Raw genomic sequence first — 26,674 nt, 5'->3', positions numbered from 1 at the left:
GTTGGCTTTTTTTACTTCTTCTTAAACGCAGAAAAGATAGGTGAGATCTGTTGTGCGACTTTTACGGATTGGTCGATAACGGAAAAAATCTTATTATAATCTAAAGAGCCTTCCTGCGTTCGAAAAGAATGTAGAAATGGTCGAGGCATCGGTTGGTGAAACGGTGCCGGCATACCTCTGAAACCAGGGCCACCGAAATGTTGTGGTGGTGGAAAACCTTGCTGCATATGCTGCTGGTTTTGGCCCATTGGAAAACGTCCAGGAAACTGCGGAGGATACATCGGTTGCTGTCTAGCTTGGGGATTATGCATATTGAACCACTCCTAATATCAATTTCACTAAACTTACACTTTTCTTCCATACAGGATATGCCCTAAAGTTTATATTGGTGAAAGAAAAGAACTTTAACTAGACAAAATATAAGAGATATCATAAAATTAGTACCAGGTCATAATATTTGATTATAAATCAATTTTTCATTTATTACGTAAATCGTTATTTCAAGTTACTCATTCCAGTGGGAACGAGCAAAAAACCTTTATTTTAAAAATAAACGAAGCCAAAGGGGTAATGTTATGAATGCAGGAATCATAGGGATGGGAAGCTATATCCCTGAAAAAATTCTAGCGAACTCCGACCTGGAAAAGATGGTTGATACAAGTGACGAGTGGATTCGAACTCGAACAGGGATCGTAGAACGCAGAATTGCAGACGAATCGATGAAAACGTCTCATATGGCTAGATTTGCAGCGGAAGAAGCGATAAAAGATGCTGGCATCTCTGCAGAAGATATTGATCTTATCGTGGTAGCGACGGTTACACCAGACAATCCATTTCCGTCAGTAGCATGTCAATTGCAAGAATCATTAGGTGCGAAGAACGCCGTAGGTATGGATGTAAGTGCTGCGTGTGCAGGATTTATTTATGGTTTGGTCGTAGGAAAGCAATTTATTGAAACGGGAACATATAAAAATGTTCTAGTCATTGGTGCTGAAAAGCTATCTAAGATAACAGATTGGAAAGATCGTAATACAGCTGTGCTTTTCGGAGACGGAGCTGGAGCGGCTATCCTTTCTAATGTTAGTGAAGGTAGAGGCATCCTTTCGTTTGAGCTTGGTTCAGACGGAACAGGAGCAAAACATCTGTATCAAAATGAATTTATCCACATGAACGGCAGAGAAGTTTTTAAGTTTGCTGTTCGTCAGATGGGTGAGACTTCATTAAATGTCGTTCATAAAGCAGGTCTGAGTAAAGAAGACGTTGATTTCTTAATTCCGCATCAAGCGAATATAAGAATCATGGAAGCTTCACGAGAGCGTTTAGAACTTCCGAAAGAAAAAATGGTCATGACAATAGACAAATTTGGTAATACGTCATCAGCTTCCATACCGATGGCATTAAAAGAAGCACTAAAAGATGGTAGAATAAAAGAAGATCATACAATCGTACTTGTTGGCTTTGGTGGAGGTTTAACCTGGGGTGCTGTTGCACTTCGTTGGGGAAGATAATCATTAATGACCGCAAATGTGTACAAAGGAGAGTTGGTTTTACAATGAAAAAGAGAGTAGTCGTAACTGGTCTAGGAGCCGTAACTCCTCTTGGAAACAGTGTAGAAGAAACATGGAAAAAGATTGTTGAAGGTCAAAGTGGTGTTGGTCCACTTACAAGAAGAGATAAAGAGAAATTTCCTGTTAAAGTTGCTGCAGAAGCAACAGAATTTAATCCGGAAGATTTTATGGATAAAAGAGAAGCACGCCGTATGGATCGTTTCACGCAGTTTGCGGTTGCAGCATCCATTATGGCTGTTAAAGATGCAAACTTAGATATTACAGAAGAAATTGCACCTCGCGTAGGGGTATGGATCGGTTCTGGAATTGGTGGTATGGATACTCATGAAGAACAATTCCGTATTTTTGAAGCAAAAGGTGTTAGACGTGTTAGCCCATTCTTCGTTCCGATGATGATTCCAGATATGGCATCTGGTCAAGTTTCAATTACAATCGGTGCAAAAGGTATGAACTCATGTACCGTAACGGCTTGTGCATCTGGTGCAAACTCAATTGGAGATGCATTCAAAGTGATTCAACGTGGAGATGCAGATGTAATGGTTACAGGTGGAACAGAAGCACCAATCACAGACATGGCATTAGCAGGATTCTGCCAAGCAGGAGCACTTTCAACGAATCCAGATCCAAAAACAGCTAGCCGTCCGTTCGATAAGGACAGAACAGGCTTTATCATCGGTGAAGGAGCTGGAATTCTAGTTCTAGAAGAATACGAATTTGCGAAAAAACGCGGAGCTAAAATTTACGCAGAGATCGTAGGGTATGGAGCAACAGGAGATGCTTATCATATTACTCAGCCTGCTCCAGGCGGAGAAGGCGGAGCACGTGCGATGAGACAAGCAGTTGAAGATAGCGGTCTTGCTCCAGAAGAAATCTCTTACATTAACGCGCATGGAACTAGTACGGATTACAACGATAAGTTTGAAACAGCTGCAATTAAAGCTGTGTTTAACGAGCATGCTTATAAGATTCCGGTCAGCTCTACAAAATCAATGACAGGACACTTATTAGGTGCTGCTGGTGGGATCGAAGCAATCTTTTCCGTAAAAGCGATTCAAGAGAGTATTCTTCCTCCTACGATTAACTATGAAACACCGGATGAAGAGTGCGATCTGGACTATGTTCCGAATACAGCAAGACAGGCAGAAGTGAAAGCTGTTCTTAGTAACTCACTAGGTTTCGGTGGACATAATGCATCATTAGTGTTCAAAAAAATCGAAGAATAGTATATGATCAAACCCCGTTTTCTTATGAAAGCGGGGTTTTGCATACTTCGAGTTAATTACCTTTATTTAGAATAAAAAGGACAACCTCTGACTATACTGATTTTAAATACAAATCGGCAAAGAAGTGAGGGGTACAGATGTTATATTTACGTGATGTTTGGGTCAACTGGTTTGAAGGAGAAGAGAACGGCTATAACGTTTGTGAGTTTCATGAATGGAGAAAAGACGATTATATTGAACTATTGGATCAAGTACCAATTATTAAAGTAGAATCCACACTCTTTCATTATATCGAGAACGATTTAAATGATCTGCCGGATTCCCTTCTTGAAGAGGTGCACCAAAAAGCTTACGTTAGGAAGAACAACCAACGGGTGCAACTTGAACATTGCTTTATCATTACGGATGAAAAAAAATCTCTCATCATAGATACGATGGGTTATAGAATACCAATCCGCAAGAGCAGACTCATACCAAGACAAGAACAGCTAGTATTTGAGATGGCAGAGCAGACCGAGACAAAAGTCTATACGTTCAGTGAGAAGCAATTAAGTAAGGAATATCACATTCTTTCTCCAAATCCAGACAGCATGCGAGGGTTAACTCGCAAAGAGAGACAGCTGAAGCAACTTTTATTCATGGCTTTAGATCAGCTTCACTCAACAAAAAATGTTGCTGAGATGAGGTATTGGTGTACAGAGTGGATGCCAGAGCAATACGGAAGAATTCAAAGGATGGATTTTGACGAAGCTTGGGATGCGTTATACTGTGAGTTGAAAAGCGGTTGGTCCAAACAGCATATGGATATGTGTGAACGGTTAGTAAAAGGACAACCGTATTTTGAAAAGATTTGGGAGCTTGAGAACGGTACTCAAGTGAACTAAAAGGACTTAAATAAGCTGGCTCTCCAAAACGAGGAGCCAGCTTTTTACGGTTAAGGATGAGGGTCTGCAGATGGAGAGTAAGCAATATCCTCATGAGTGGAATATAAGCTCGCTGGAAACGAGCTATTCTCGAGGTTTATGAGGGATTCCATACGAAACGAATTTCATTCAAAAAATATGAGTACCCTCTGCAATAAACAGTCTAAAATAAATAAACCAGTGAAGAAGTGCAACGATTTTCTCCACTGGCTTATTGTTATTGACTGCTTCGTCTATATAATTTTGTGAAAACGCCTCAGAATCCGTTATTAATTTCTCTTACGAGCTAATCCCATTGCACGCTCTGCTTTATTTAACGTTTTATTCGCTACAAAGTTGGCTTTTTCCGCACCACGATCAAGAATGTCATCTAACTCAGTTGATGCTAAATATTCTTTATATTTTTCCTGGATAGGTTTAAGAGCATTAATGACAGCTTCTGCAACACCTTGTTTAAAGTCGCCATATCCTTTTCCTTCATATTTCTCAACAAGAGATTTGATGCTTTCTCCTGATAACTGTGAATAGATCGTTAAAAGGTTTGAAATGCCTGGCTTATTTTCTTTGTCATAAGCAACTACACCTTCTGAATCAGTAGTAGCACGCTTAATTTTCTTTAAGATAACAGATTCATCATCAAGCATAGAGATGAATGAATTTTGATTTGGATCTGATTTACTCATCTTTTTCTCAGGATCCACAAGTGACATAATTCTTGCACCTTCCGAAGCGATACGAGGCTCTGGAATCACAAAGATATCACGATACTTCTTATTAAAGCGTTCAGCGATATCTCGAGTTAACTCAAGATGCTGTTTTTGATCATCTCCTACTGGAACGATACTTGTGTTATAGAGAAGGATATCTGCTGCCATAAGAGGGGGATAGGTTAATAATCCTGCAGATACAGCTTCTTTTCCATTTGATTTATCTTTGAACTGTGTCATGCGCTCTAGTTCGCCAATATACGTAACACATTGCATCATCCATCCCATCTTCGTATGAGCAGGAACTTCAGATTGAATGAAAATTGTCGATTTCTCGGGATCGATTCCTGCAGCTAAATAAAGAGCAGCTAAATTTCGGCTGTTTCTTTTTAATTCAACCGGATCTTGTGCCACTGTAATAGCGTGCTGATTAACCACGCAGAAATAACATTCGTGTTCATTTTGAAGTTCAACAAAATGCCTCATCGCTCCAATGTAGTTGCCGATCGTTAAATTTCCGCTCGGCTGAATGCCTGAGAAGATTACAGACATGATTCATCTCTCCTTTGTTTTTAAAAATCAATATAAAAAGGCCCACTCGTCGCCTCATGCAAGGGACGAATGGACCGCGGTGCCACCCTTATAATTTTCATACATACCGAAAATCACTTTAACACGTACAGGTGAAGAACCGATACGCTGTCCATTATATCGTGCGGACATCTACACGCCTGAGCCTACTATAAAGGTTCGGTCAGAATGCTCAAAAGCCCATTCCATCATGATTCACTGCCTGTTCTCACCAACCACAGGCTCTCTGAGAGCTTCACATCATGTACTCTTCTTTCTCATCGCATATAACATTTATTTTTTGTAGTATACACAAATTACAAAAGATATGCAACGGCAATCGTAATGAATGATAAAAGTAAGCCACTATAAAGAAATGATTTCATATAAGAAACATTTACTCGCTCTGATAATTGAAAGTTTGTTTTAAATGAAATCTCATCGTCAATTTCTGGAGCTCTTGATAAAGCCTTAGCTACTCTTTTGAAACTGTAGGAAAAAAAATCAAAGAAACCACCTTTAACTACATAAAGGGCAAGACCGAAAAGAGCGATCGACAATGAAAAATAAAATAAAGTATTTACGTATTTTTCAAGGGTAAAAGGTCTGGAAGTAAACAAACTAACTCCTAGTGCTAAAAAGATTGGAAATGCTGATATAAACAAGATCCTCTTTAAAAGTAAATTCATTAAAAATGCCTCCATCTAGTAAGAATTACTCCATAAACATCATAAAATGTACCATATTTTTTGATATATACCGTCAGACTTTATCCCCATTGTAACAAATGAAATATAAAAATGACGAATTATCTTACAAAGTGAAGCATGTTCTATCCTCACAAAAAATCGAGAATGTAATATTCATGCTAGTTTACACATAATTTTGGTAAAATTTGTAGAATTATCAGAAAATAACCCCTGTTTAGTAATAGGTCTATATACCTATTTTTTGTTAAGGAAAAGTAAATATAATAGGCTTTTTGTAAAACTCTTAAAAAAAAATAAATGCACAATTGTTTGAAAACTTGTATAATCGAAGTTGTAGATGAAAATGTCTGATAATTCTTGATGCTTTTATCTGCTAACAATTTAACAGGATAAAAAGGGGAGGTCGACTCATGAAGAAGTCAAAATGGTCATTGCTTCTTACGCTAGTACTTGTACTAAGCATGTTCTTAGCTGCTTGTAGTGGTGGAGACAAAGACAAGGCAAGCGATTCTAAAGGCGGCGAAGACGAGAAAGCAACTGAAAAGCCAAGTGAGCCACAAGTACTTAACTTGCTTGATGGAGAGGAAATTCCTTCAATGGATTCTTCACAAGCAACTGATTCAGTATCTTTTGAAGTAATGAATAACGTAATGGAAGGTTTATACCGTCTTGATAAAGACAACAAACCAACTCCAGGTGTTGCTGAAAAACATGAAGTAAACGAAGATGGAACAGTTTACACATTTAAGTTAAATCCAAACGCTAAATGGAGCGATGGATCACAAGTAGTAGCGAAAGACTTCGTATACGCTTGGCAAAAAGCATTAACTCCAGATACACTTTCTGAGTATGCTTACATCATGGGACCTGTTAAGAACGCTAACGCGATCCAAACTGATGGTGACCCATTATACGGTAAAGTGGATCAATTAGGTGTTAAAGCAGTTGACGATACAACTCTAGAAGTAACTCTTGAAGCTCCAGCTCCTTATTTCCTAGGACTAACTGGGTTTGCAACGTTCTACCCGCAAAAAGAAGAGTTTGTTAAAAAGCAAGCTGATAAGTATGCATTAGAATCTAATACATTATTATACAATGGTCCTTTCGTACTTAACGAGTGGAAACACAACGAAGGATGGCAGTATAAAAAGAACGATAACTATTGGGATAAAGACAACGTAATGCTAGATGAGATCAACGTTAAGATCGTTAAAGACGTTGCTACAGGTGTAAACCTTTATGAAACTGGTCAAACAGATATCGCTGGTCTAAGCATGGAATATGTTGATCAATATAAAGATAACGATGACCTATACACGCGTGGTGAAGCAACAGTATTCTTCCTACGTTTAAACCAAAAATCAGAAGTACTTAAGAATGCAAACATTCGTAAAGCGATCGACATGGCTTATGATAAGCAATCAATGGTAGATGTACTTCTTAACAACGGTTCTACTCCAGCTTACTATCTAGTTCCTGGTGAGTTCACTCCTGGTCCAGATGGTGAAGACTACCGTAAAACGAACGGTAACTTTGGTGAGTACAACCTTGAAAAAGCAAAAGAACTTTGGGCTACTGGTCTAAAAGAAGTTGGAAAAGATTCTGTAGAGCTTGAACTATTAAACTACGATTCAGATGGCGCTAAGAAAATGGGTGAGTTCTTCAAGAACCAACTTGAAAAGAACCTTCCTGGAATCAAAGTTAGCATTAAAGCACAACCGTTCAAACAAAAGCTTGACCTTGAAACAAAAGGGGAGTATGACTTCTCATATGCTGGTTGGGGTCCTGACTACCAAGATCCAATGACGTTCCTTGACATGTTCGTAACAGATGGAGCTCATAACCAAATGGCATATTCAAACCCTGAGTATGACAAGTTAATCGAAGGCGCTAAGAAAGAAACAGACGAGAAGAAGCGTTGGCAAATGATGCTTGATGCAGAGAAAGTTCTTTTCGAAGATCAAGCGATCTCTCCACTTTATCAACGTGGTGTAACTGGACTTCAAAAGCCATACGTAAAAGGACTTGCTCATCACTTATTCGGAGCAGATACTTCTTACAAGTGGGCTTATATTGAAGGAAAGCAATAAGCAGTTAGTAAAAAATAGTAAATAGTGTTTCTCAGGAGAGTACATGTATTCCTGACATGTACTCTCCTTTTTGCCTTGAAAACAATATTTGGCAGATATATGGAAATATCAAAAGAAATCAGAAAATGTCGAAAAAAAAATATTTTCTATTGATATAAAATATTTTGTCCCTTAAGATAGATATTACAGAAAGATTTCAAAATATTAAGTTTGAAACATTTGGGGGAGGTGCGTGTAATGTTGCGTTATATAACTAAGCGTGTGTTTTCCATGTTTATTACACTGCTGATCATTGCAACAATTACATTCTTTTTAATGAAGTTACTACCGGGTTCTCCATTTAACAATCAAGAAAAGTTAACTGAGACCCAGCGTTATGCTCTAAACGAAAAATACGGGTTAAATGACCCGGTGCCTGTTCAATATATTAATTATTTAGGTAAATTGGCACAGGGTGATTTAGGATATACGTTTCAGTTTGACGGACGTACCGTTAACTCTATGATTGCAAATGGTATGGGACCATCAGCAACGATAGGTTTCGAGGCTTTAATCTTTGGTACATTTATAGGGTTGTTTCTAGGTATTATAGCCGCCCTTAGACACAATTCATTTGTAGATTATGGTGCCATGATCGTAGCTGTTTTCGGTATTGCAATTCCATCCTTTGTTTTTGCAGGTCTTTTACAATATTACGTAGGTGTAAAATTAGGATGGCTGCCTGTAGCATTTTGGGATGGTCCAGAATATCACATCTTGCCTGCATTCTCTTTATCCGTTGGAGTAATCGCAACTGTTGCTCGTTTTATGCGAACTGAAATGCTTGAAATTTTAGGTACGGACTATATATTAATGGCTCGATCTAAAGGAATTAGCAAAAAAGAAGTCATCATTAAGCACTGTGTACGTAATAGTATGATCCCAATCATCACGATTTTAGGACCTATGGCTATAGGACTAATTACTGGTTCACTAGTTATCGAGAACATCTTTGCGATTCCAGGAATCGGTGAACAGTTCGTAAAAAGTATTAACTTAAATGACTATCCAGTTATCATGGGTACTACAATTTTCTATAGTTTCTTAATCGTAGTCATCATTTTGATCGTGGATATTCTTTATGGAATCATCGATCCTCGTATTCGTGTAGCAGGAGGTAAATAAGAATGAGCATGTCAGAAAGAAAACTTACACCAGATTTATTTCGTCGTGCAAATTTAGATGCTAACAAGAGTGAAGAGATTTCCAAGCCGAGCTTAAGTTTTTGGCAAGATGCTTTCAGACGTTTAAGAAAAAACAGAGGAGCGATGATCGGACTTTTCGCAATTGTATTCGTCATCGTGTTCTCTCTTATAGCCCCATCATTAAGTAAGTATGGTATGGACGATCAAGAGCTGATGAGAGCCAATCTTCCTCCAAAGATTCCTGGACTAGAGAAAATTGGATTCCTTGGAGTAGATGGAGTCGATATTCGCGGTGTAGATCAGTATGAAATGAAAAATGTAGCGAAAGATCAAAATTTCTGGTTTGGTACAGATCCACTTGGACGTGACCAATGGGTACGTGTTTGGAAAGGTACTCAAATCTCACTTTATATCGCATTTTTAGCAGCAACTATTGATTTAATCGTGGGTGTAGCTTACGGAGGAATTTCAGCATTTTATGGCGGCAGAGTAGATAATGCAATGCAACGTGTCGTTGAAGTTCTATATGGTATTCCGAATCTTGTGGTAATTATCTTGTTCATTATCATACTCGATCCGGGAATATTATCGATCACGCTAGCCCTCGTTATTACGGGTTGGATTGGAATGTCACGTATCGTTCGTGCTCAGATATTAGCATTAAAAGATCGTGAATTCGTTCTTGCATCACAAACACTAGGATCAACTAGTGGCAGGTTGATTACAAAACACTTGTTACCTAATACGCTAGGTGCCATTATCGTAACGAGTACTTTTACGATTCCTGGCGCGATATTCTTCGAAGCTTTCCTAAGCTTCATCGGTCTAGGGATTCAGCCGCCAACTGCTTCATTAGGTGCATTGATTGCAGATGGATTTAGATCGTTGAGAATTTATCCACACTTAGCAATCTATCCGGCTTCTATTATGTGTATTTTAATGATCAGCTTTAACTTACTAGGTGATGGCTTGCGTGATGCACTAGATCCTAAGATGAGAAGATAGGAAGGAGATTTTTTAAATGGAAAAATTATTAGAGTTAGATAATTTGCATGTCTCCTTCCATACGTATGGGGGAGAAGTTAAAGCCGTTCGCGGAGTTAGCTTTACATTAGATAAAGGTGAATCACTTGCAATCGTTGGAGAATCAGGTTCTGGTAAATCTGTTACTTCCAAAGCCGTAATGAGATTATTACCTAACAAAATTGGTTCTATTAAAGAAGGTGCTATTCGCTTTCAAGGGAAAGATCTAGCGAAAGCTACTGAGCGCGAAATGGAAAAAATTCGTGGCGCAGAAATATCTATGATCTTCCAAGATCCGATGACATCTTTAAACCCAACGATGACGATCGGCAAACAAATCATGGAAGGGCTTCGTAAGCACCAAAACATGAGCAAGAGTGAAGCAAAAGAGCGTTCGATCAACCTATTAAAACTTGTAGGAATTCCTAATCCAGAACTTCGTGTGGATGAATATCCTCACCAATTTTCAGGTGGAATGCGTCAACGTGTAGTTATTGCCATAGCACTAGCTTGTAATCCTAAAGTATTGATTGCTGATGAACCGACAACAGCTCTAGATGTTACAATTCAAGCGCAGATTCTAGATTTGATGCGCGATCTGCAAGATAAAACGGGTACAGCAATCATCTTAATTACACATGATTTAGGTGTAGTAGCAAACTTGGCTCAACGTGTTGCCGTAATGTACGGAGGCATGGTAGTAGAGACAGGTACGGTTGATGAGATTTTCTATAAGCCGAAGCATCCATATACATGGGGATTGCTTGCATCAATGCCTAAAATCAATTCAGAATCTAAAGAATTATTAGCTATTCCTGGTACACCGCCTGATCTAATGAATCCTCCGAAAGGATGTCCGTTTGCAGCGCGTTGTCCATATGCAATGGAAGTATGTGTGGATCATATGCCTGAAGCAACTAATGTTACTTCATCACACAAAGCAGCTTGCTGGTTACTTGATGAGCGAGCTCCAAAAGTTGAACCGCCTGAAGAGGCATTAGTTGGGGGTGCTCGTTAATGTCAGTAGTAGAGAGAGAAAAATTACTCGAAGTTAAAAACCTTAAAAAGTACTTTCCGGCTGGGAAAAAAGGTGTTTTAAAAGCTGTAGACGATGTTTCCTTTGATATCTATAAAGGTGAAACATTAGGACTTGTAGGTGAGTCTGGCTGTGGTAAGTCTACAACAGGTCGAACGATCATCCGTCTTTATGATGCTACTGAAGGTGAAGTAGTATATGAAGGTGTAGATGTACATGATAAAAAATCTCGTTCTGAATTAAAGAAGTTTAACCGAAAAATGCAAATGATCTTCCAAGATCCGTACGCTTCTCTAAATCCGCGTATGACGGTTAAGGATATTATTGCTGAAGGAATCGATATTCATGATTTAGCAAAAACAAAGAAAGATCGTGAAAATCGTGTTTATGAACTTCTCGAAACAGTAGGTTTAAACCGAGAACACGCAAACCGTTACCCTCATGAATTTTCAGGCGGACAGCGTCAACGTATCGGAATTGCTCGTGCACTAGCAGTAGATCCAGACTTTATTATTGCCGATGAGCCGATTTCCGCTCTAGACGTATCCATTCAAGCGCAAGTTGTTAACTTGATGATGGAACTGCAAAAAGAGCGTGGACTTACTTATCTATTTATTGCCCATGATCTATCTATGGTTAAACATATTTCTGATCGTGTAGGTGTAATGTATTTAGGTAATATCGTAGAGCTTACAACAAGCGATGAACTTTACGAAGAGCCGCTTCACCCATATACACAAGCTCTTTTATCAGCGATTCCAGTCCCGGATCCTGAGCTTGAAAGAAGCCGTGAACGTATCATCTTAGAGGGAGATGTTCCAAGTCCGATCAACCCTCCAAGTGGCTGCCGTTTCCGTACACGTTGCCCACACGCAATGGATGTGTGTGCAGCTGTTAAGCCTAAATGGCAAGAAGCTAGAGAAGGTCATTGGGTAGCATGTCACCTTTATGATGAAGAAGCTGTAAAGCAACAGAATTAACACATTTAAAACGATCTCCTATAATACAGGAGGTCGTTTTTATGTTAAACTAATAGAAGTGTGTAAAGCGTATACAATTCTTTATACATCCCTAATAATTGATTGAGAAGCAGAAATGGGGTAGAACAATATGAACCTTAGTTTTATAGTGGATAGCGCAAGTGACCTTAAAATAGATCTTGAGAAACTGGATTATTCGTTAACCGTTGTACCTTTGAATGTACAATTTGGAGAAGACCATTATTTAGATGGCGTGAATATTACTGAAGATGAATTTTATAAACGCATGAGTCTGGAACCAGAACTGCCTAAAACTAGTCAGCCATCTCCACAATCTTTTTATGAAGCCTTTCAAAAGGAAGTAGATAAAGGGCATGATGTCCTATACATCGGCATCTCATCTAACTTAAGTGGAACGGTTCAAAGTGCAACGATCGGAAAGAGTATGTTATCTGAAGAAGAACAAGAAAAAGTGATCATTCTTGATTCAGGGATCGCTTCAGGTGGTGTACAAATCTTATTAAATGAAGCGATTGAATTAGCACGTGAAGATAAATCATTAAGTGAAATCGTGAGTAACTTAGAGAAGACGAAATCAGGCATTAGAGCGTATGTACTGCTTGAAACGTTAGAAAACTTGAAAAAAGGTGGAAGAATATCTGCTGTTCAAGGGGCAATCGCTGGAATGTTAAATATTAAACCGATGATTTCGATTATTGATGGCGTGGTTGAAACGATTGGTAAGTTTAGAGGAAGTAAGAAGGGTCTTTCGAAAATGAAAGAATATATCTCTGAATGGAGAGAAGAAAACCCTGAAAAGACACTTTACCTTATCCATAGTTTTCCTTCTACGGATGAAGTGATAAAAGAATTTGAAGAATTATTCTCATTATCTAGTTTTCCAAAAGTGATCTATACTCGTTTTGGAAGCACGATCGGAACGTATTCGAGTGAAAAAGCTATTGGATTTGTAGCTTATTAAAAAAAATATGTAAGAAATATTTAAAACACTCTTTTCCTTCCTTAGGAAACAGAGTGTTTTACTTTTTCTTCTTCATGATATTCATCTACCATTTCATCTAATTTTTTGATCATGGTTATAGCTTTCATATCACTAATCGTACGATAGTGGTGGCTTCCGCCTGGTTCTTCATCTGCTTCGTCAGCTAAAGCAACAACTTTTTGCAACGGATTGAGGTTAAGTGAGCCAGCAGGCAGATAGGAATCAGTGTGCAATAAAATAGCAAGAGCAATCTCTTTTGCATTTTTACGATCTTCACCTAAAGACACTAATATTCGATGTGCGCGTTCTGCCCCTTTAATCGCATGAATATCATTCTCTTTGTACATATCATAGTCCCAATGACCGTTTTTATACCATGTATAGTGACCAATATCATGAAGAAAAGCAGCCTTTGTCGCTAAATCAGGATCCACTCCATATTTTTGAGACATACGGTATGCATGATAGGCTGTTGAGATGGCATGAACCATTCCAGATCGCTTAACATATTTTTGTACATGAGGATGGTTATATAAATCAAGTAAGCTAATATTTCGCATATGATTTCTCCTTTCTCTAAAAATGTATATTGTTATATACAATAACATCATTTGGACAATTTATCAACTAAAATAAACAAAATAAGAAGCGGAATCGCTTCTTATTTTGCTGCTGAGGTATAATGAGGATTACTTTTTAAAGTACTCTTCCCAACGATCAGTCACTAATTTATCTATATCTTCACGAGTTTCAACCACATCTGGATAGAATGGCTTCATTCTGGCATCAATAATGATTGTTCCTTCATATTTAATACGATTTCTGTCTATCGTACTCTTCGCGTATACATCATATGCTGGATCGAATCGTGTAAAAGTTGTCCACAAAAATTCTGCCTGTGTTGCTGCAATGGATGCATCATCAACAAGGAAAACTAACGGCCAATCTTTGAAAGAGTCGTGACCATTCTCAAGCAGTTTTTCTGCAAAGTCAGGTGCTTCTTCAAATGATGGTCCACTTACTGTTAAACAGCCACCACAAAATACGCCAACGTCATGGATGCCTGAAATGGTACCACCATCATAAGTGCGTTTAAGTTCGCGGACAGGTTCTCCAAGTCCTGTCATAATAGCTTTTGAACCTGTATTGAACTTTCGGCCGGTATAATCAAGAGTATCCATAGAAGTATCATGGATAATTAAAAGGTCTCGTTCAGGTAGGAACCTTTCAAGTACACCTTCAGCAAGTTCAGCGAAATTTTGAAGGTTTACAGGCTTATTCGTTACCATCAGAAATTTAGTAAGCGTCAGCTGCCCTTCACCCATAATACGGAAAGCGTGTGCTAAACCTTCTTTATAGTATGATTCACGAACAACAGCCCCTGCTAGTGCATGAAAGCCCGTTTCTGCATACGTCCAAAGATCTCGTACACCGTTCATTACAACGGGGAAAAGTGGACTCATCAATCTTTGCAGGTATTCACCGATAAAATAATCTTCTTGTTTTGGTTTTCCGACCACTGTTGCAGGATAGATGGCATCTTTGCGTTTCCACATTTTTTCAACGTTGAATACTGGGAAGTCATGTGCCCATGAATAATAACCATAATGATCGCCAAAAGGTCCTTCAGGTTCTCGGACATGCGGAGGAACGATTCCTCCAAACGCGAATTCAGCTTCTGCGATTAATGGATGAGGGTGCCCATCAACTTGTGCAAGACTTAGTTTTTCTCCCATTAACATAGATGAAAACATAAGCTCAGGAACTGCTTCAGGAAGAGGAGCGATCGCTGAGATCATCAGGGAAGGAGGTCCACCTAGAAACAGCGTCACAGGCAAAGCATCATTCTTTTGTTCAGCGGCATAATGATGGAAGCCTCCACCTTTGTGAATCTGCCAGTGAATTCCCGTCTTATTTTTTTCTTTGATCTCAATTCTGTACATACCAAGATTATGTTCATGTTTATCTGGATGTTCTGTATATACGAGTGGCAGTGTTACGAATGGATTGCTGTCTAAATGCCATCCCGTTAATGCCGGCAGGTCCTGCATGTTCACATTCGTCGTAAAAGTTTCTAATACTGGTGCTTTGTTTTTGTTTACTGTTTTCGTGCCGAGTGATAATACATCCTTGATCATGCCTTTTTTCTTCCATAATACAGAAGGAGATGGAGGCATTAATTCATCGATCGATCCAACTAGTTCTTTTACTAGCTGCTCTGGCTTTGGACCGAAGGCCATGTCTACTCGCTTAATCGTTCCAAATAGATTTGTTACAACTGGAATATTCTTTCCTTTAACATTTGTAAACAGAAGAGCTGGTCCTTCTTCTGAGATCACACGTCTATGGATTTCAGGAATTTCTAAATAAGGATCAACTTCTGTATGAATCTCTACAATTTCTTTTTCAGATCTTAATTGGTTGATGAATGTTCTAAGGTTTCTATGCATTTGTACACCTCTATTATGTATGCTACCCTTATATTATAAAGTAGTTCGGACTTGAAATGTAAAAAACAACCCAAAATTCACGGGTTGTTCGCATTTTATCTTCTTTTAACAGGACTCCAGTTCTCTTGAAAAGACTTCGATTTATCCACAAAGTGAAAAACTTTTTTACCGCCGAACAATTTTACAGCAATGAATTGGGAGATGCTTCCCATCAGGGCTGTGATTCCAACAACACATAGTGCTAACAAGGTTAAATCGGTAAAGAATGAAATCAAATGAGGACTCCTCCTTTTTACAACGAGTTCACCACGTACTTCTTTCTTTATTGTATCTCATGATAACAAAGGAAGAAAGAGGGAAAACTATATATTATCACCAAAATCTAAGGAGCTGATGGGGAAAAAATGAACTGGTATGAGAAATTAAATCAATATTTTCCGATTGAAGAGATGAAATCTAAAGAACACATGGAGTTATTATTAGACGAGAAGAGTGACATCTATCACAAAGATGAAGGCGAATATCACGTTTTGATGTATGTAGAACTCACTGATTTTGTTTTTATTGATTACTTATTTGTGTCAAAAGATGCTAGAGGTCAAGGTCTCGGCCATAAACTTATCGAAAAGTTAAAAGCAAAAGGGAAACCGATCATCTTAGAAGTTGAGCCGGTCGATTATGAAGATACAGATACAGAAAAAAGGTTACGGTTCTACACTCGTGAAGGATTTGAACATGCATCTAGTATAGGGTACAGAAGACGCTCACTCGCTACGGATGAAGTAAATGAGATGGAGATTCTTTTTTGGTCACCAACTAAAGAATCCGAAGAAACTATTTATGAAAACATGAAAAAGACGTATAATGAGATACACACGTACAAAGATAGTGAATTGTACGGCAAGTCTTATCAGCCTGCAAGTGAAGTGTTAACTTTAGATACAGAGAATGCAGTACCTAAGCCTGAGGTCGTTGATGATGAGTCAACAGATGCTTCGGGAAAACCTGCTTCAGAGTAATACGATTTTCCTTTTTAAAGGAGGATGAAATGTCATGAAACAAAAAGACAAGAAGAAAAAAACAAAACGAGAACTATGGAAAGAAATGCTTAAGAAGAATCTTAAGAAATTTAACCCAAGCATTTCTAGAAAAGGCCCTGCTTCACAAGTAAAGAAAACAATCGCATAATATAGGGCTGTTGAAAGGAGGGTTTGCTCCTTCTGACAGCCCCTTTTTTTGATTTACCTTAATCATGATTAAATACGCTATGAAACAAACGATTAATTAACATATTCTTTTTTTATGTTTTATGAAACTTATTCTTGGGTAATACGTCTATATATATGTAGATACGGAAAAGTTGTGTAGAATATTTTGTAGATGTATTACATTTGTATGACAAATTCGTAAAAATGTACAAAAGTCTGTATAACCTCTACCGAAAATGTAAAATGTGTAGTATACTATGAATGATTTAATAACTTTTTTAAAGTGCCTAAATCAGAGAGAGGGGAAGGAGAGTTCCACTATGGTCACACTATTTACTTCGCCGAGCTGTACATCATGCCGTAAAGCAAAAGCATGGTTAAAAGAGAATGACATTCCTTATCAAGAAAGAAATATTTTTTCGGAACCTTTATCAATAGAAGAAGTTAAGCAAATCTTGAGAATGACAGAGGACGGTACAGACGAGATTATTTCTACTCGTTCAAAAACGTTCCAGGAACTTAACATCAATCTCGAATCCATGCCATTGCAAGACTTATACCAATTGATTGCAGACCATCCTGGATTATTGCGCAGACCTATTATCTTGGATGAAAAACGCTTGCAAGTTGGTTATAATGAAGACGAAATTCGTCGTTTCTTACCAAGACGTGTACGTACATTTCAGCTTATGGAAGCACAGCGTCTTGTCAATGAATAAAGAAAAACTTCCGCTATCCGATAGCGGAAGTTTTTTATTGTACTTTTATAAAAAGAAGTCCATGCATTTTTAACGCATGGACTCTTTTTATGCTAATTGGCTCGTTTCTTTTTGAAAGTATTCGTTAAGATACCTGCAAGAATCACGCCTACAACTAAAAAGACATATAAACCGTATTTCAGAACATCGTTACCTTCAAATACAGAATGAACCATTCGTTCTTCAACGATCATTCCTGCTGATGTGAAAGCAAGTACTCCAGCACCAATATAAATTAAAACAGGGAATCTTTCCATAAAGTGCAATATTATCTTACTTCCCCATATAATGATAGGAACTGAAACTAAAAGTCCAATCACCACTAACACGATATTTCCATGTGCAGCACCGGCAACTGCTAGTACATTATCAAGTCCCATTGCAATATCTGCAAAAACGATTGTTTTTACAGCATCAGATAGGTTCTTACCCGCTTTAACATCAAGTTCGTCATCTTCTTCTAAAATTAGCTTATAAGCAATAATTAGAAGTAAAATTCCTCCTGCAAGATATAAGAATGGAATATTTAATAAATAAACAGCTACAATGGTTAGTACTACACGAACAACAATAGCTAGTCCAGTTCCTAAGAAAATAGCTTTATTTCTTTGGGCTTCTGGTAAGTTTCTACTGGCAAGGGCAATTACAATAGCGTTGTCTCCGCCAAGAAGGATATCAATTGCAATGATCTGCAACAATGATATCAGAAATTCTGTTTCCAAACGTAAACCCCCCGTAAATAATGAAATTTCACTTGTATTATGGTACAATATGTTAACCTTAAAGACCTTTGAATTATAGTCCAGCTTGACCTGCTCCGTCAAGTTGAGAGCTTAAGATTCAACGTGTGTACAGGTGCAAAAAAGGGCAGTTTATACAGGCCTTTTTTATTTCCATATTTTCCGTTTTGTCATAGAATAAGGTACAAGAGGTTTAAATGTGATTGATGTAATTTTCGACGGAGAACGATTGGAAATAAGAATTGCTTTTTTCTAGGGGTATTTATCCCTTCACGAACAAACCGGAGAGAAGGGAGAGAAGCAGAAATGGAAATTGAAAGAGTGAATGAGTTCACCATTAAATTTTTCATTACGTACAGAGATATTGAAGATCGCGGTTTCGATCGTGAAGAAATATGGTCTGATCGCGAAAGAGGAGAAGAACTCTTTTGGGAAATGATGGACGAAGCACATCAGCAAGAGCAGTTTCCATTAGAAGGTCCACTGTGGATTCAAGTTCAGGCTCTGGATAAAGGTCTTGAAATAATTGTAACTCGTGCTCAAATGTCCAAAGATGGTAAAAAGATTGAGCTTCCTATAGGCGATGATAAATTGGATTTACCCGTTGATCAGAATATTGAACAAATATTAGATCAACAGTTTCAAGTAGAAGAAGATTTTGATGAATTAGAAGAAACAGAAGAAGACTATTTATCCTTCCTCATTTCTTTTGGTGACTTTGAAGATGTTATCTCTTTAAGTCATACGATTGATTCTTCGTCTTTTGAGAATTCGCTGTTTCATTTCGAGGGTAAATATTATTTGTATGTGACATTTAATGTGGAAACTTCAGATCGCGAACAAGACGATCTTTTAGCCCAACTATTGGAATACGGAAATGACTCTGATCTATCTGTTTACCGTATACAAGAGTATGGAAAAACAATTGTTTCTGAGGCAGCATTAGAGCACGTACAACAATATTTTAAATTATAAGATATTACCGATTTCAGCTACCTTGAAATCGGTTTTTGTTTTTTTTTACTGAGTGTTTTTATCAGAAATCAATCATTTCAATAACGATTTAGAGAAAATGAAGAAGTGAAGTTTCTGCAATCATCGTTCATTATGATGAGTGTGGAGGTGAAACAAATTGTTAGTCGCTCTTTTTAATGATCAGTACGTTGATATGGTTGGAGAAATAACAAAGGAAGAATGGTATCTGAAAAATAAGTCAGGAAAATTACGATGCCCCGTTTGCCAAAATAAAGTAATACCGAAATGTGGAACAAAAAAGACATGGCACTTTGCTCATCATTCCTTTGAAGAATGTGAAGGTTTTCATGAAGGAGAAACGGATTATCATCTTCTTGGGAAAAAAGGCTTGTATAAATGGCTTACACATGTAAATGAAAAAACGCTTCTGGAGTATTATATCCGAGATATTAAGCAGCGTCCTGATTTGTTTCTTCAAGAAAATCAGCATGTCATCGAGTTTCAGTGTGCAACGGTCACACCTGAAGATCTGAGAAAAAGAATTTCAGGTTATCAGTCTCTTAACATAGCTTCCGACTGGATCTTTGGTATGAAACGGATCAAACAAAAAGGACCAGATCTTTATTATATCCAAAGCTCCGATCTATCGGCAGCTAAAAAAGATAGCAATGGCCAGCTATATCTCAATTATTATTGTCCTCTTAAAGAACAGTTTTTTCGACTTAGAAATATTATTCCTCTATCCCAAAAGAAAGTTGCTGCCCATGGTTATGCTTTTTCAAAAAAGAAGTGTTGTGATGTCCTATGGTTGTCACGAACGTTTTTGAATCTAAAAACTCATAACGTAAATCATAACGTTCTTTGGAAGAAGCAAAAATACACGTGGAGAACAACAGCTTTTAAGAATACATCTCCAGCTGTTATGTATATGAAGAAAGTTTTGTATTTCAATCATCATTCCCTAACGTTGTTTCCCTCTGTTGCAGGTATTTCCACTGATGACTTTTATCACATCGAAACATCACCTTATTTATGGCAGACTTACATGTTGTTCTTAATTGAAAAGTTGCCGACCTCATTATTTTCCACTAATTTTATCGAACAGGAATTTCAACGATTGATTCAAAAACGTGTTCTTCAGATACGAGATTTTCCTTATCTTAAAGAATCGTGGAGAGATGCCGTCGAGAACTATCTTTCTTTCTTAGTAAATCATCATTTGCTTGAAAAAGTGTCCGAGAAAACATATAGAAGGATTCAGTATGTTCATTATCCAAAAACATTGGATGAGGCGTTTAAACTAGACGAAATTTTCAGTGAAAAGTCGTAATTTTTGACTTTGCATAAGCATTTTCTGGTAATATGTAGATATATATAAGGAGAAAGTAATCCTACTATTCTCTTTAATCTACCTGGAGGTGTATGTATGTCTCAAACAAAAACAAAATCATTGCCTAAACGTAATGAAGTCCCTGTTTCAGATACATGGGATTTAGAAGCAATATATGCGACAGACGATGTATGGGAAAAAGAATTTGATGAAACGAAAAACTTGCTGCCTGAATTAAAATCTTTTCAAGGTAAACTTGGAGAATCTGCGGAAATCCTTTATTCGTATTTCCAAAAGCAAGATGAAGTAACTAAAAAGCTTGGTAAACTTTATACATACGCTCACATGAGATACGACCAAGATACAACGAACTCCTTTTACCAAGGGTTGAATGACCGTGCTTCGAACTTGGCGACACAAGTTAGCAGTACAGTGTCGTTTGCAGTGCCAGAAATTCTTTCTTTATCTGAAGAGTCATTGGTTCAATTTTTACAAAGTCACGAACCTTTGAAGTTGTATAAACAGGCTTTAGATGAGATTAACCGTCAGCGTCCTCACGTACTCTCTAAAGAAGAAGAAGCACTCTTAGCGGATGTTAGAGAAGTAGCAAATACGTCAAGCAACACATTTGGTATGCTGAATAATGCTGATCTTAAATTTCCAGTTGTTAAAGATGAGAACGGGGAAGAGATCGAAGTTACTCATGGACGATATATCCGCTTTTTAGAAAGCTCAGATCGCAGAGTGAGAGAAGATGCTTTTAAAGCTGTATATGGCACATATGATTCTTACAAAAATACATTTGCGAGCACACTTGCTGGAACAGTAAAACGAGATAATTTTTTTGCGAAAACAAGAAAGTTTAGTTCAGCTCGTGAAGCAGCACTAAACAACAATAACATTCCTGAAGCAGTTTATGATAATTTAGTTAAAACAGTAAACGATAACCTTGGTTTGTTGCATCGTTATGTTCGCCTTCGTAAAAAAGCACTAGGATTAGATGAACTCCATATGTATGATCTTTATACGCCTCTTGTAAAAGATGCGAAGATGGAAGTGAGTTTTAAGGAAGCTCAGCAGCTTGTCCTAGACAGTTTGGATCCAATGGGTGACGAGTATAAACAGATCGTAAAAGAAGGTTATGAGAAGCGCTGGATCGATGTACATGAGAATGCAGGTAAGCGAAGTGGTGCTTACTCATCAGGGGCTTATGGAACAATGCCGTATATCCTTATGAACTGGCAAGATAACGTAAACAATTTGTTCACACTCACTCATGAGATCGGGCATTCTGTTCATAGTTACTATACACGTGAGAATCAGCCTTATCCTTATGCGGATTATTCGATCTTTGTTGCAGAAGTCGCATCGACTTGTAATGAAGCTCTATTGAATCATTATATGTTAGAGAAAACTTCTGATAAGAAGGAAAAATTGTACTTGTTAAACCACCATTTAGAAGGATTTAGAGGCACTGTTTTCCGTCAGACGATGTTCGCAGAGTTCGAACAAGAAATTCATGTTCGTGCTGCGAATGGTGAGCCGCTAACTCCAGAACTGTTAACAAAAATCTATTACGATTTAAACGTTAAATATTTTGGTGAAGATCTCGTAATTGATAAGGAAATTGGTCTAGAGTGGGCTAGAATTCCTCATTTCTATTACAATTTCTATGTTTTTCAATACGCAACAGGATTTAGCGCGGCAGCTTCCTTATCGAAACAGATCTTAGATGAAGGAAAACCAGCTGTTGACCGTTACCTAGATTTCTTAAAAGCAGGAAGCTCTGATTATCCGATCGAAGTATTGAAAAAAGCTGGTGTTGATATGACTACACCAGAACCAATTGAAAATGCTCTTAAAGTTTTTGAATCGATTCTTGATGAGATGGAAGAACTGCTTTTTGAGAAATAAACAAAAAAATCCTGTCCAATTTTCTGGGCAGGATTTTGTTATGTTTGTTCTAGCCTATTCTTCTTAGTTTTGATCGATAGTTATAGCAGAGTGTTGTGAGTAGTACGGCGATAAAGAGTCCAGGTATTGCTAAAATTTTTGGTGCCATGTTTAGCAGAGAGAGCACAAAGAAATAAAAACTCCCTGCAAGTGAAAGTAAGCTAAGCAAAAACATGATCAAATACATAAACAATCTCCCTCCCTTTATACATGTTTATTCATGTAGGGACAGGATATGCAAAGCGTGTCCGAATAATAAAGGCTCTTGTTAAATAATAAAAAAACCGCTGAAAAAAATCAGCGGTTTGGTAGGTATCTCCAAAATGTTCCGTACTTTACCGGTACACGTTCAACTTTTTGTTGCAGAACGAGGCGTTTTAATCTTTTTTCAGCTTCTTCACAACTGATTTGATATACTACTGAGACCTCTTTTGTTGCTACAAATGAGTAAGTAGAAAGAAAGTCTTCTAATTCAGGAAGCGGAGAGGGCTCTAAAGGAACCTCAGACATTTCTTTTAGGATCTCTACATAAACTTCATAAGAATAACAGCCGGATATCTTAATCCCATCGTCATCTGTTTTGTCATTGAAAACAATAAGCGTTGGTATTTGAGTAACATCCATTTCTTGGGTGAATTTCAAATCACAACGAAGAGCTTTAATTGTTGCTTCAGATGAAAGATCACTTAAAAATTCATCTTCATCCAAGTTTACCGAGCGGGCGATATCTAATAAGACCTCATCGTTTCCGATGTTTTGTTTATTCAAAAACAAGTTCTCTCTAAGTTTTCTTAGAAACTTCATGCCTTGTTGCTTGCCTTGAAGCTCAGCAGCTTTTATGGCAAGTGTTGCTTTATGAGGAGCAGAAATAGGGTTTTCCAACCACACATCTCCATCACAGCTCATACCAGAAATGGAAGCTGTTTTTTCCCACTTCTCAGCAATCTGTTCAGCAGTATTTATCCCCTTTTTTCGAGGAACGTACGTATTGAGTGATTCAAGGCTGCCACTTACAAAATGGCGTAATGTAAAATAATGGCCGTATTGAACTTGCAATTTTTTTAGAACAGGCTCTAATGACCAGCACTCTGGGCATAGCGGATCGATGACAGAATAGATTTCCAATGGCTTTTGACAGGCATAGTTTTTATTGTTCTCTTGTTCGTCATAAAAGGAATTGGAATTATACAGTGTCAGCATTCTCGCCCCTTTCTGAATCCTCTGTATTAACCATATGAAAAGCAGTCATTTTTAATCGGCTTAACAGTATGTTTTGTAAATCAGGATCTATTTTTTGAATCGTCATCGCCTTTTCCATGCAAGCTATCCAAGCTTTTGCATGAGAATTTGTTATTGGAAAAGGCATGTGACGCGCTCTGAGCATAGGATGTCCATGTTCCTCAGTATATAATGGAGGTCCGCCAAAAAACTGACTTAAAAATTGAGTTTGTTTATAGGCAGTCTCAGTTAAGTCATCAGGAAAAAGTGGAGATAGCAATGAGTCTTTACTAACGAAGCTGTAAAAAGTCGTAACCAGTTTTTCAATGCCCTCTTTTTTTCCTAATAGATCATATGGTGTTTTTGATTCTTCAAACATGGTCCAAAAGCTCCTTGCGTCAATTTGTAATTTTATTGTAGCAAGGTTCATGAATGGTAAGCAAACAATATGAACAGACAAGGATATTTGTATTTTCCAAAGTCTCTTAAAAAATGGCGTAAATTAGCGTGTAGAGTCCATAAAAATAACCCTCAGCATGTGAGGGTTATACGAGTGATTGGTACGTATTCATTATCTTATTTACGTAAGAAATGGTTTCCTTAAAAGGAGGGATACCATTATATTTTGCGACGTTTCCAGGACCCGCATTATATGCAGCAAGAGCAAGCTTTTGATTTCCATCATATTTATCAAGCATCATCTTTAAATATTTTGTTCCCGCTTCCACGTTCTGTATCGGATCAAAAGGGTTTGTAACTCCTAACGATCTGGCTGTTGCAGGCATCAGTTGCATAAGTCCTTGAGCACCTGCATGACTTTCGGCAGTCGTTTTAAAATTAGATTCGTGTTTGATGACGGAACGGATAAGGTTAGGATCTACACCAAATTTTCTAGCAGTGTTTTCGATCAACCCATCTAAATTTTTTGATGGAATGTTTAACTTTTCAGTTGTGATCGGAACCGATGGTGTTGCTGGTAATGAATATTGAGCACTAGTATTTGCAGTGAGAGGTTGGAGCATTTGTGTAGCCTTAAGGTTAAAAGTTGCTGCATCCGCCGTCCCGGCTGTACTACCAGCGCTAGAATAGGCCTCTTGCAACAAAGCTGCAAAAGGACTTGATACGGTATTTTGCATACTTGAAACAGAAGAAGACGTATTTAGATTCAACTGCTGCAGTGCCTGGATTTCCATTAGTGCTTTATACGATTGAATATTCAAGAGATATCCTCCTAAATCGATTAACGTATTAAAATGATCAGTTTACTTATTTCTAAGGCTTTCATTAAAGAAACGGGCAATTTTGCTGTCTGTATCTCTAACAGGGATCTGTTTAATCGTTAGCAGATCATTAAATTTATTTAGTCCACTTGTATAATCGGCAGATTCATATTCAATTTCATAGTCGATTTTACCTAAATAATGATTTTCATCTAAAACAAGAAGGCCATCTTTGTAAGGAAACTCAGCACGAAATGTTGTGAGTTCACCTAAATATGTAATTTTCTTCACATCAATATTCATTTTTTTTATGTGATCAGAAACCTCTCCAGAAGGCAATGTTTTCCCATTTAATAAACCTTCAAAAATATCTTTGGAAACAGTTTGATGGGTTTCAAGAATATGTTTATCTAATTTCTGTTTTAGCGTGAGTGTATATTCGTTATTTTTTGTTCGAACACGCAAAGCACTTCTGTGGTGTTTCAGGTCAAATTGTTGGGTATCAAAATAATAGTTGGTCTGTTTGTGAAAAGCTTCTTGCTTCACATCAAACTCGTCGATAAGTTTTAAAAATTCAATGTGTGATAACAAATTCTTAAACTCAATTTCAATTTCTTGAGACACTTGGTTTATCCCCCCTGTAGCTATACTTAAGTAAACTTATTATCTCATAGCGATTCCAGCATCTCAATTTCTTATTAAACTCCTATTTTGTGTTACACTAAAAAAGAAGAAACAGGAGGTTGTTAACATGATGCCACGACGATTGAATGTGCAGTCAACTGCATGGAAAGACAATAAGCTCATTTTGCTTATTGAGAATGAAGAAAACACAGGAATTTCTGACTGGAAAGACAGCGAAAGAATGCTGGTCGATTCTGATGGGTTAGCATTCATCTATGTTCTTGAGGATGAAGATGGATTCATTTATATCTCAATTGATCATAATCATTGGAACGAAGTGAAAAGTGCTCTTCAAAAAGATGCCGTTTTCGCTGTTCAAAATGACAAAAGAGAAGAGCTTGAACTTACTGCTTTCTCTAGAGAAATGGACTTCTTAACAGACAACATACAAGGAAATGCTAACTATGGGCAACAGATGGAAGATGAAGTGATCAAGATATTTGGAACAGAGGAAAAAGCCCAATGAGCATGGACTGGGAAGCGCTATTAATTCCGTACAAGCAAGCTGTTGATGAGCTTAAGATTAAATTCAGAGGAATGCGTGAGCAATTTGAAAAATCAAATAGGCATTGTCCGATTGAGTTTGTTACTGGAAGAGTGAAACCCATCAAGTCAATCGTGAACAAGGCTTATCAAAAGAACATTCCCGATCAACATTTAGAAACGGAAATTCAAGACTTAGCGGGACTTCGAATCATGTGTCAGTTTACTGATGATATTAAGACAGTGATCAATCTTCTCAGGCAGCGCAATGATTTTACGATTGTAGAAGAACGCGACTATATCACACATAAAAAACCAAGTGGTTATCGTTCGTACCATATTGTTATCGAGTATCCCGTTCAAGTATTAGATGGAGAAAAGAAGATTCTTGTGGAAGTTCAAGTCCGAACACTAGCTATGAATTTTTGGGCTACGATCGAACACTCTATGAACTATAAGTATCAAGGACAAATTCCTGAAGATATTCGTCAAAGGTTACAAAGAGCGGCAGAAGCTGCAAACAGATTAGACGAAGAGATGTCTCAGATCAAAGGGGAAATTCAAGAAGCTCAGCTTGTGTTTTTGGAACGCAATGATAAATCCAATGAAACTAATTTAGGATCATAAAGGATGGAGAG

General features: G+C 37.6%; 29 protein-coding genes and 1 other annotated feature. Of the genes, 17 read left to right on the top strand and 12 right to left on the bottom strand.

All coding sequences use genetic code 11. From position 1 onward, the window contains the following. Positions 1 to 11: 11 nt before the first annotated feature. A complete protein-coding gene (locus H9648_RS16295; RefSeq protein ID WP_066393082.1) occupies positions 12 to 311 on the bottom strand; it encodes a YppG family protein in 300 nt (99 codons plus the stop codon). A gap of 264 nt (positions 312 to 575) precedes the next feature. On the opposite strand from H9648_RS16295, the gene H9648_RS16290 reads away from it, so the two are divergent. The 3 genes from H9648_RS16290 to H9648_RS16280 all read left to right on the top strand — a co-directional run bounded on the left by H9648_RS16290 (position 576) and on the right by H9648_RS16280 (position 3,675). Continuing rightward, positions 576 to 1,508 (top strand): beta-ketoacyl-ACP synthase III, encoded by a 933-nt coding sequence (locus tag H9648_RS16290; protein WP_191754877.1) that lies wholly within the window; start codon positions 576 to 578, stop codon positions 1,506 to 1,508. 44 nt (positions 1,509 to 1,552) lie between these two features. After that, positions 1,553 to 2,791 carry a beta-ketoacyl-ACP synthase II gene (gene fabF, locus H9648_RS16285; protein ID WP_144701151.1) on the top strand — a complete coding sequence of 413 codons (1,239 nt, stop codon included), beginning with the start codon at positions 1,553 to 1,555 and terminating at the stop codon, positions 2,789 to 2,791. Positions 2,792 to 2,928: 137 nt separating this feature from the next. Continuing rightward, a complete protein-coding gene (locus H9648_RS16280; protein WP_191754876.1) occupies positions 2,929 to 3,675 on the top strand; it encodes a YjbA family protein in 747 nt (248 codons plus the stop codon). Between the two features lie 308 nt (positions 3,676 to 3,983). Here H9648_RS16280 and trpS read toward each other — a convergent pair whose 3' ends face one another. After that, positions 3,984 to 4,973: a tryptophan--tRNA ligase gene (gene trpS / locus H9648_RS16275; RefSeq protein WP_191754875.1), complete on the bottom strand. Its 990-nt coding sequence runs from the start codon at positions 4,971 to 4,973 to the stop codon at positions 3,984 to 3,986. A 58-nt stretch (positions 4,974 to 5,031) separates the two neighbouring features. Then, positions 5,032 to 5,282 (bottom strand) — a binding site (T-box leader). 26 nt (positions 5,283 to 5,308) lie between these two features. Then, positions 5,309 to 5,680 carry a DUF3899 domain-containing protein gene (locus H9648_RS16270; protein WP_191754874.1) on the bottom strand — a complete coding sequence of 124 codons (372 nt, stop codon included), beginning with the start codon at positions 5,678 to 5,680 and terminating at the stop codon, positions 5,309 to 5,311. A gap of 431 nt (positions 5,681 to 6,111) precedes the next feature. On the opposite strand from H9648_RS16270, the gene H9648_RS16265 reads away from it, so the two are divergent. The 6 genes from H9648_RS16265 (at position 6,112) to H9648_RS16240 (ending at position 12,996) form a co-directional block, all read left to right on the top strand. Continuing rightward, on the top strand, positions 6,112 to 7,791 hold the full coding sequence (locus H9648_RS16265) for a peptide ABC transporter substrate-binding protein (protein ID WP_191754873.1): 1,680 nt from the start codon (positions 6,112 to 6,114) through the stop codon (positions 7,789 to 7,791). 237 nt (positions 7,792 to 8,028) lie between these two features. Further along, positions 8,029 to 8,955 carry an oligopeptide ABC transporter permease gene (gene opp3b, locus H9648_RS16260; protein ID WP_191754872.1) on the top strand — a complete coding sequence of 309 codons (927 nt, stop codon included), beginning with the start codon at positions 8,029 to 8,031 and terminating at the stop codon, positions 8,953 to 8,955. A 2-nt stretch (positions 8,956 to 8,957) separates the two neighbouring features. After that, positions 8,958 to 9,980, top strand: a complete 1,023-nt coding sequence (opp3C, locus tag H9648_RS16255) for an oligopeptide ABC transporter permease (RefSeq protein WP_191754871.1) — start codon at positions 8,958 to 8,960, stop codon at positions 9,978 to 9,980. Positions 9,981 to 9,996: 16 nt separating this feature from the next. Further along, on the top strand, positions 9,997 to 11,016 hold the full coding sequence (locus H9648_RS16250) for an ABC transporter ATP-binding protein (RefSeq protein ID WP_191754870.1): 1,020 nt from the start codon (positions 9,997 to 9,999) through the stop codon (positions 11,014 to 11,016). Then, on the top strand, positions 11,016 to 12,014 hold the full coding sequence (locus H9648_RS16245) for an ABC transporter ATP-binding protein (RefSeq protein WP_191754869.1): 999 nt from the start codon (positions 11,016 to 11,018) through the stop codon (positions 12,012 to 12,014). Before H9648_RS16250 ends, H9648_RS16245 begins: the two co-directional genes overlap by 1 nt. A gap of 130 nt (positions 12,015 to 12,144) precedes the next feature. Further along, the gene (locus H9648_RS16240; RefSeq protein WP_191754868.1) at positions 12,145 to 12,996 is read left to right on the top strand and encodes a DegV family protein; all 852 of its coding nucleotides are present in this window, start codon (positions 12,145 to 12,147) and stop codon (positions 12,994 to 12,996) included. Between the two features lie 41 nt (positions 12,997 to 13,037). On the opposite strand, the gene H9648_RS16235 is transcribed toward H9648_RS16240, so the two are convergent. The 3 genes from H9648_RS16235 to H9648_RS16225 all read right to left on the bottom strand — a co-directional run bounded on the left by H9648_RS16235 (position 13,038) and on the right by H9648_RS16225 (position 15,742). Further along, positions 13,038 to 13,577, bottom strand: a complete 540-nt coding sequence (locus H9648_RS16235; protein ID WP_191754867.1) for an HD domain-containing protein — start codon at positions 13,575 to 13,577, stop codon at positions 13,038 to 13,040. 129 nt (positions 13,578 to 13,706) lie between these two features. Continuing rightward, positions 13,707 to 15,467, bottom strand: a complete 1,761-nt coding sequence (locus H9648_RS16230; RefSeq protein ID WP_191754866.1) for a UbiD family decarboxylase — start codon at positions 15,465 to 15,467, stop codon at positions 13,707 to 13,709. A 95-nt stretch (positions 15,468 to 15,562) separates the two neighbouring features. Beyond that, on the bottom strand, positions 15,563 to 15,742 hold the full coding sequence (locus H9648_RS16225; RefSeq protein WP_066393124.1) for a hypothetical protein: 180 nt from the start codon (positions 15,740 to 15,742) through the stop codon (positions 15,563 to 15,565). Positions 15,743 to 15,871: 129 nt separating this feature from the next. Between H9648_RS16225 and H9648_RS16220 the strand changes: the two genes are divergently transcribed. From H9648_RS16220 to spxA, 3 genes are all read left to right on the top strand, one after another. Continuing rightward, positions 15,872 to 16,486, top strand: coding sequence for a GNAT family N-acetyltransferase (locus tag H9648_RS16220; protein WP_191754865.1), 615 nt, complete (start codon positions 15,872 to 15,874; stop codon positions 16,484 to 16,486). A gap of 34 nt (positions 16,487 to 16,520) precedes the next feature. After that, the gene (locus H9648_RS20915) at positions 16,521 to 16,655 is read left to right on the top strand and encodes a hypothetical protein (RefSeq protein ID WP_255548976.1); all 135 of its coding nucleotides are present in this window, start codon (positions 16,521 to 16,523) and stop codon (positions 16,653 to 16,655) included. A gap of 340 nt (positions 16,656 to 16,995) precedes the next feature. Further along, positions 16,996 to 17,394 (top strand): transcriptional regulator SpxA, encoded by a 399-nt coding sequence (spxA, locus tag H9648_RS16215; protein ID WP_066245987.1) that lies wholly within the window; start codon positions 16,996 to 16,998, stop codon positions 17,392 to 17,394. Positions 17,395 to 17,486: 92 nt separating this feature from the next. Here the strand turns inward: spxA and H9648_RS16210 are convergent, their stop codons facing one another. After that, complete coding sequence (locus H9648_RS16210) at positions 17,487 to 18,155, bottom strand: TerC family protein (RefSeq protein ID WP_191754864.1); 669 nt, start codon at positions 18,153 to 18,155, stop codon at positions 17,487 to 17,489. A gap of 324 nt (positions 18,156 to 18,479) precedes the next feature. Between H9648_RS16210 and mecA the strand changes: the two genes are divergently transcribed. The 3 genes from mecA to pepF all read left to right on the top strand — a co-directional run bounded on the left by mecA (position 18,480) and on the right by pepF (position 22,392). After that, positions 18,480 to 19,148, top strand: coding sequence for an adaptor protein MecA (mecA, locus tag H9648_RS16205; RefSeq protein ID WP_191754863.1), 669 nt, complete (start codon positions 18,480 to 18,482; stop codon positions 19,146 to 19,148). A 157-nt stretch (positions 19,149 to 19,305) separates the two neighbouring features. After that, a complete protein-coding gene (locus H9648_RS16200; RefSeq protein ID WP_191754862.1) occupies positions 19,306 to 20,478 on the top strand; it encodes a competence protein CoiA in 1,173 nt (390 codons plus the stop codon). Positions 20,479 to 20,574: 96 nt separating this feature from the next. Continuing rightward, positions 20,575 to 22,392: an oligoendopeptidase F gene (gene pepF / locus H9648_RS16195; protein ID WP_191754861.1), complete on the top strand. Its 1,818-nt coding sequence runs from the start codon at positions 20,575 to 20,577 to the stop codon at positions 22,390 to 22,392. Between the two features lie 49 nt (positions 22,393 to 22,441). On the opposite strand, the gene H9648_RS16190 is transcribed toward pepF, so the two are convergent. The 5 genes from H9648_RS16190 to H9648_RS16170 form a co-directional block, all read right to left on the bottom strand. Next, on the bottom strand, positions 22,442 to 22,618 hold the full coding sequence (locus H9648_RS16190) for a hypothetical protein (RefSeq protein WP_191754860.1): 177 nt from the start codon (positions 22,616 to 22,618) through the stop codon (positions 22,442 to 22,444). A gap of 110 nt (positions 22,619 to 22,728) precedes the next feature. After that, entirely contained in the window at positions 22,729 to 23,631 is a 903-nt protein-coding gene (locus H9648_RS16185; protein WP_191754859.1) for a ClpXP adapter SpxH family protein, read from the bottom strand. Next, on the bottom strand, positions 23,615 to 24,028 hold the full coding sequence (locus H9648_RS16180) for a globin domain-containing protein (protein WP_191754858.1): 414 nt from the start codon (positions 24,026 to 24,028) through the stop codon (positions 23,615 to 23,617). Before H9648_RS16180 ends, H9648_RS16185 begins: the two co-directional genes overlap by 17 nt. A gap of 166 nt (positions 24,029 to 24,194) precedes the next feature. Continuing rightward, on the bottom strand, positions 24,195 to 24,869 hold the full coding sequence (locus tag H9648_RS20910; protein ID WP_263600345.1) for a lytic transglycosylase domain-containing protein: 675 nt from the start codon (positions 24,867 to 24,869) through the stop codon (positions 24,195 to 24,197). Positions 24,870 to 24,911: 42 nt separating this feature from the next. Further along, a complete protein-coding gene (locus H9648_RS16170) occupies positions 24,912 to 25,493 on the bottom strand; it encodes a CYTH domain-containing protein (protein WP_191754857.1) in 582 nt (193 codons plus the stop codon). Positions 25,494 to 25,620: 127 nt separating this feature from the next. Between H9648_RS16170 and H9648_RS16165 the strand changes: the two genes are divergently transcribed. Both H9648_RS16165 and yjbM read left to right on the top strand, forming a co-directional pair. Further along, positions 25,621 to 26,019: a UPF0738 family protein gene (locus H9648_RS16165; RefSeq protein WP_191754856.1), complete on the top strand. Its 399-nt coding sequence runs from the start codon at positions 25,621 to 25,623 to the stop codon at positions 26,017 to 26,019. Then, a complete protein-coding gene (gene yjbM / locus H9648_RS16160; RefSeq protein WP_318243548.1) occupies positions 26,016 to 26,663 on the top strand; it encodes a GTP diphosphokinase in 648 nt (215 codons plus the stop codon). Before H9648_RS16165 ends, yjbM begins: the two co-directional genes overlap by 4 nt. Positions 26,664 to 26,674 lie beyond the last annotated feature (11 nt).

Origin of the sequence: Fictibacillus norfolkensis, from assembly GCF_014836645.1 — a bacterium.
GTDB classification, from domain to species: domain Bacteria; phylum Bacillota; class Bacilli; order Bacillales; family Fictibacillaceae; genus Fictibacillus; species Fictibacillus norfolkensis.
The sequence above is the reverse complement of the archived record's forward strand: the minus strand, read 5'-3'. Positions and strand labels throughout refer to the sequence as shown.

Coding starts and splice junctions, on each gene's coding strand:
- H9648_RS16190 (WP_191754860.1), bottom strand. CDS start 22,618: ATGTATTTGATCATGTTTTTGCTTAGCTTACTTTCACTTGCAGGGAGT.
- yjbM (WP_318243548.1), top strand. CDS start 26,016: ATGAGCATGGACTGGGAAGCGCTATTAATTCCGTACAAGCAAGCTGTT.
- fabF (WP_144701151.1), top strand. CDS start 1,553: ATGAAAAAGAGAGTAGTCGTAACTGGTCTAGGAGCCGTAACTCCTCTT.
- mecA (WP_191754863.1), top strand. CDS start 18,480: ATGGAAATTGAAAGAGTGAATGAGTTCACCATTAAATTTTTCATTACG.
- H9648_RS16280 (WP_191754876.1), top strand. CDS start 2,929: ATGTTATATTTACGTGATGTTTGGGTCAACTGGTTTGAAGGAGAAGAG.
- H9648_RS16295 (WP_066393082.1), bottom strand. CDS start 311: ATGCATAATCCCCAAGCTAGACAGCAACCGATGTATCCTCCGCAGTTT.
- H9648_RS16270 (WP_191754874.1), bottom strand. CDS start 5,680: ATGAATTTACTTTTAAAGAGGATCTTGTTTATATCAGCATTTCCAATC.
- H9648_RS16185 (WP_191754859.1), bottom strand. CDS start 23,631: ATGCTGACACTGTATAATTCCAATTCCTTTTATGACGAACAAGAGAAC.
- opp3C (WP_191754871.1), top strand. CDS start 8,958: ATGAGCATGTCAGAAAGAAAACTTACACCAGATTTATTTCGTCGTGCA.
- opp3b (WP_191754872.1), top strand. CDS start 8,029: ATGTTGCGTTATATAACTAAGCGTGTGTTTTCCATGTTTATTACACTG.
- H9648_RS16245 (WP_191754869.1), top strand. CDS start 11,016: ATGTCAGTAGTAGAGAGAGAAAAATTACTCGAAGTTAAAAACCTTAAA.
- H9648_RS16180 (WP_191754858.1), bottom strand. CDS start 24,028: ATGTTTGAAGAATCAAAAACACCATATGATCTATTAGGAAAAAAAGAG.
- H9648_RS16165 (WP_191754856.1), top strand. CDS start 25,621: ATGATGCCACGACGATTGAATGTGCAGTCAACTGCATGGAAAGACAAT.
- H9648_RS16290 (WP_191754877.1), top strand. CDS start 576: ATGAATGCAGGAATCATAGGGATGGGAAGCTATATCCCTGAAAAAATT.
- H9648_RS16220 (WP_191754865.1), top strand. CDS start 15,872: ATGAACTGGTATGAGAAATTAAATCAATATTTTCCGATTGAAGAGATG.
- H9648_RS16240 (WP_191754868.1), top strand. CDS start 12,145: ATGAACCTTAGTTTTATAGTGGATAGCGCAAGTGACCTTAAAATAGAT.
- pepF (WP_191754861.1), top strand. CDS start 20,575: ATGTCTCAAACAAAAACAAAATCATTGCCTAAACGTAATGAAGTCCCT.
- trpS (WP_191754875.1), bottom strand. CDS start 4,973: ATGTCTGTAATCTTCTCAGGCATTCAGCCGAGCGGAAATTTAACGATC.
- H9648_RS16250 (WP_191754870.1), top strand. CDS start 9,997: ATGGAAAAATTATTAGAGTTAGATAATTTGCATGTCTCCTTCCATACG.
- H9648_RS16265 (WP_191754873.1), top strand. CDS start 6,112: ATGAAGAAGTCAAAATGGTCATTGCTTCTTACGCTAGTACTTGTACTA.
- H9648_RS20915 (WP_255548976.1), top strand. CDS start 16,521: ATGAAACAAAAAGACAAGAAGAAAAAAACAAAACGAGAACTATGGAAA.
- spxA (WP_066245987.1), top strand. CDS start 16,996: ATGGTCACACTATTTACTTCGCCGAGCTGTACATCATGCCGTAAAGCA.
- H9648_RS16235 (WP_191754867.1), bottom strand. CDS start 13,577: ATGCGAAATATTAGCTTACTTGATTTATATAACCATCCTCATGTACAA.
- H9648_RS16230 (WP_191754866.1), bottom strand. CDS start 15,467: ATGCATAGAAACCTTAGAACATTCATCAACCAATTAAGATCTGAAAAA.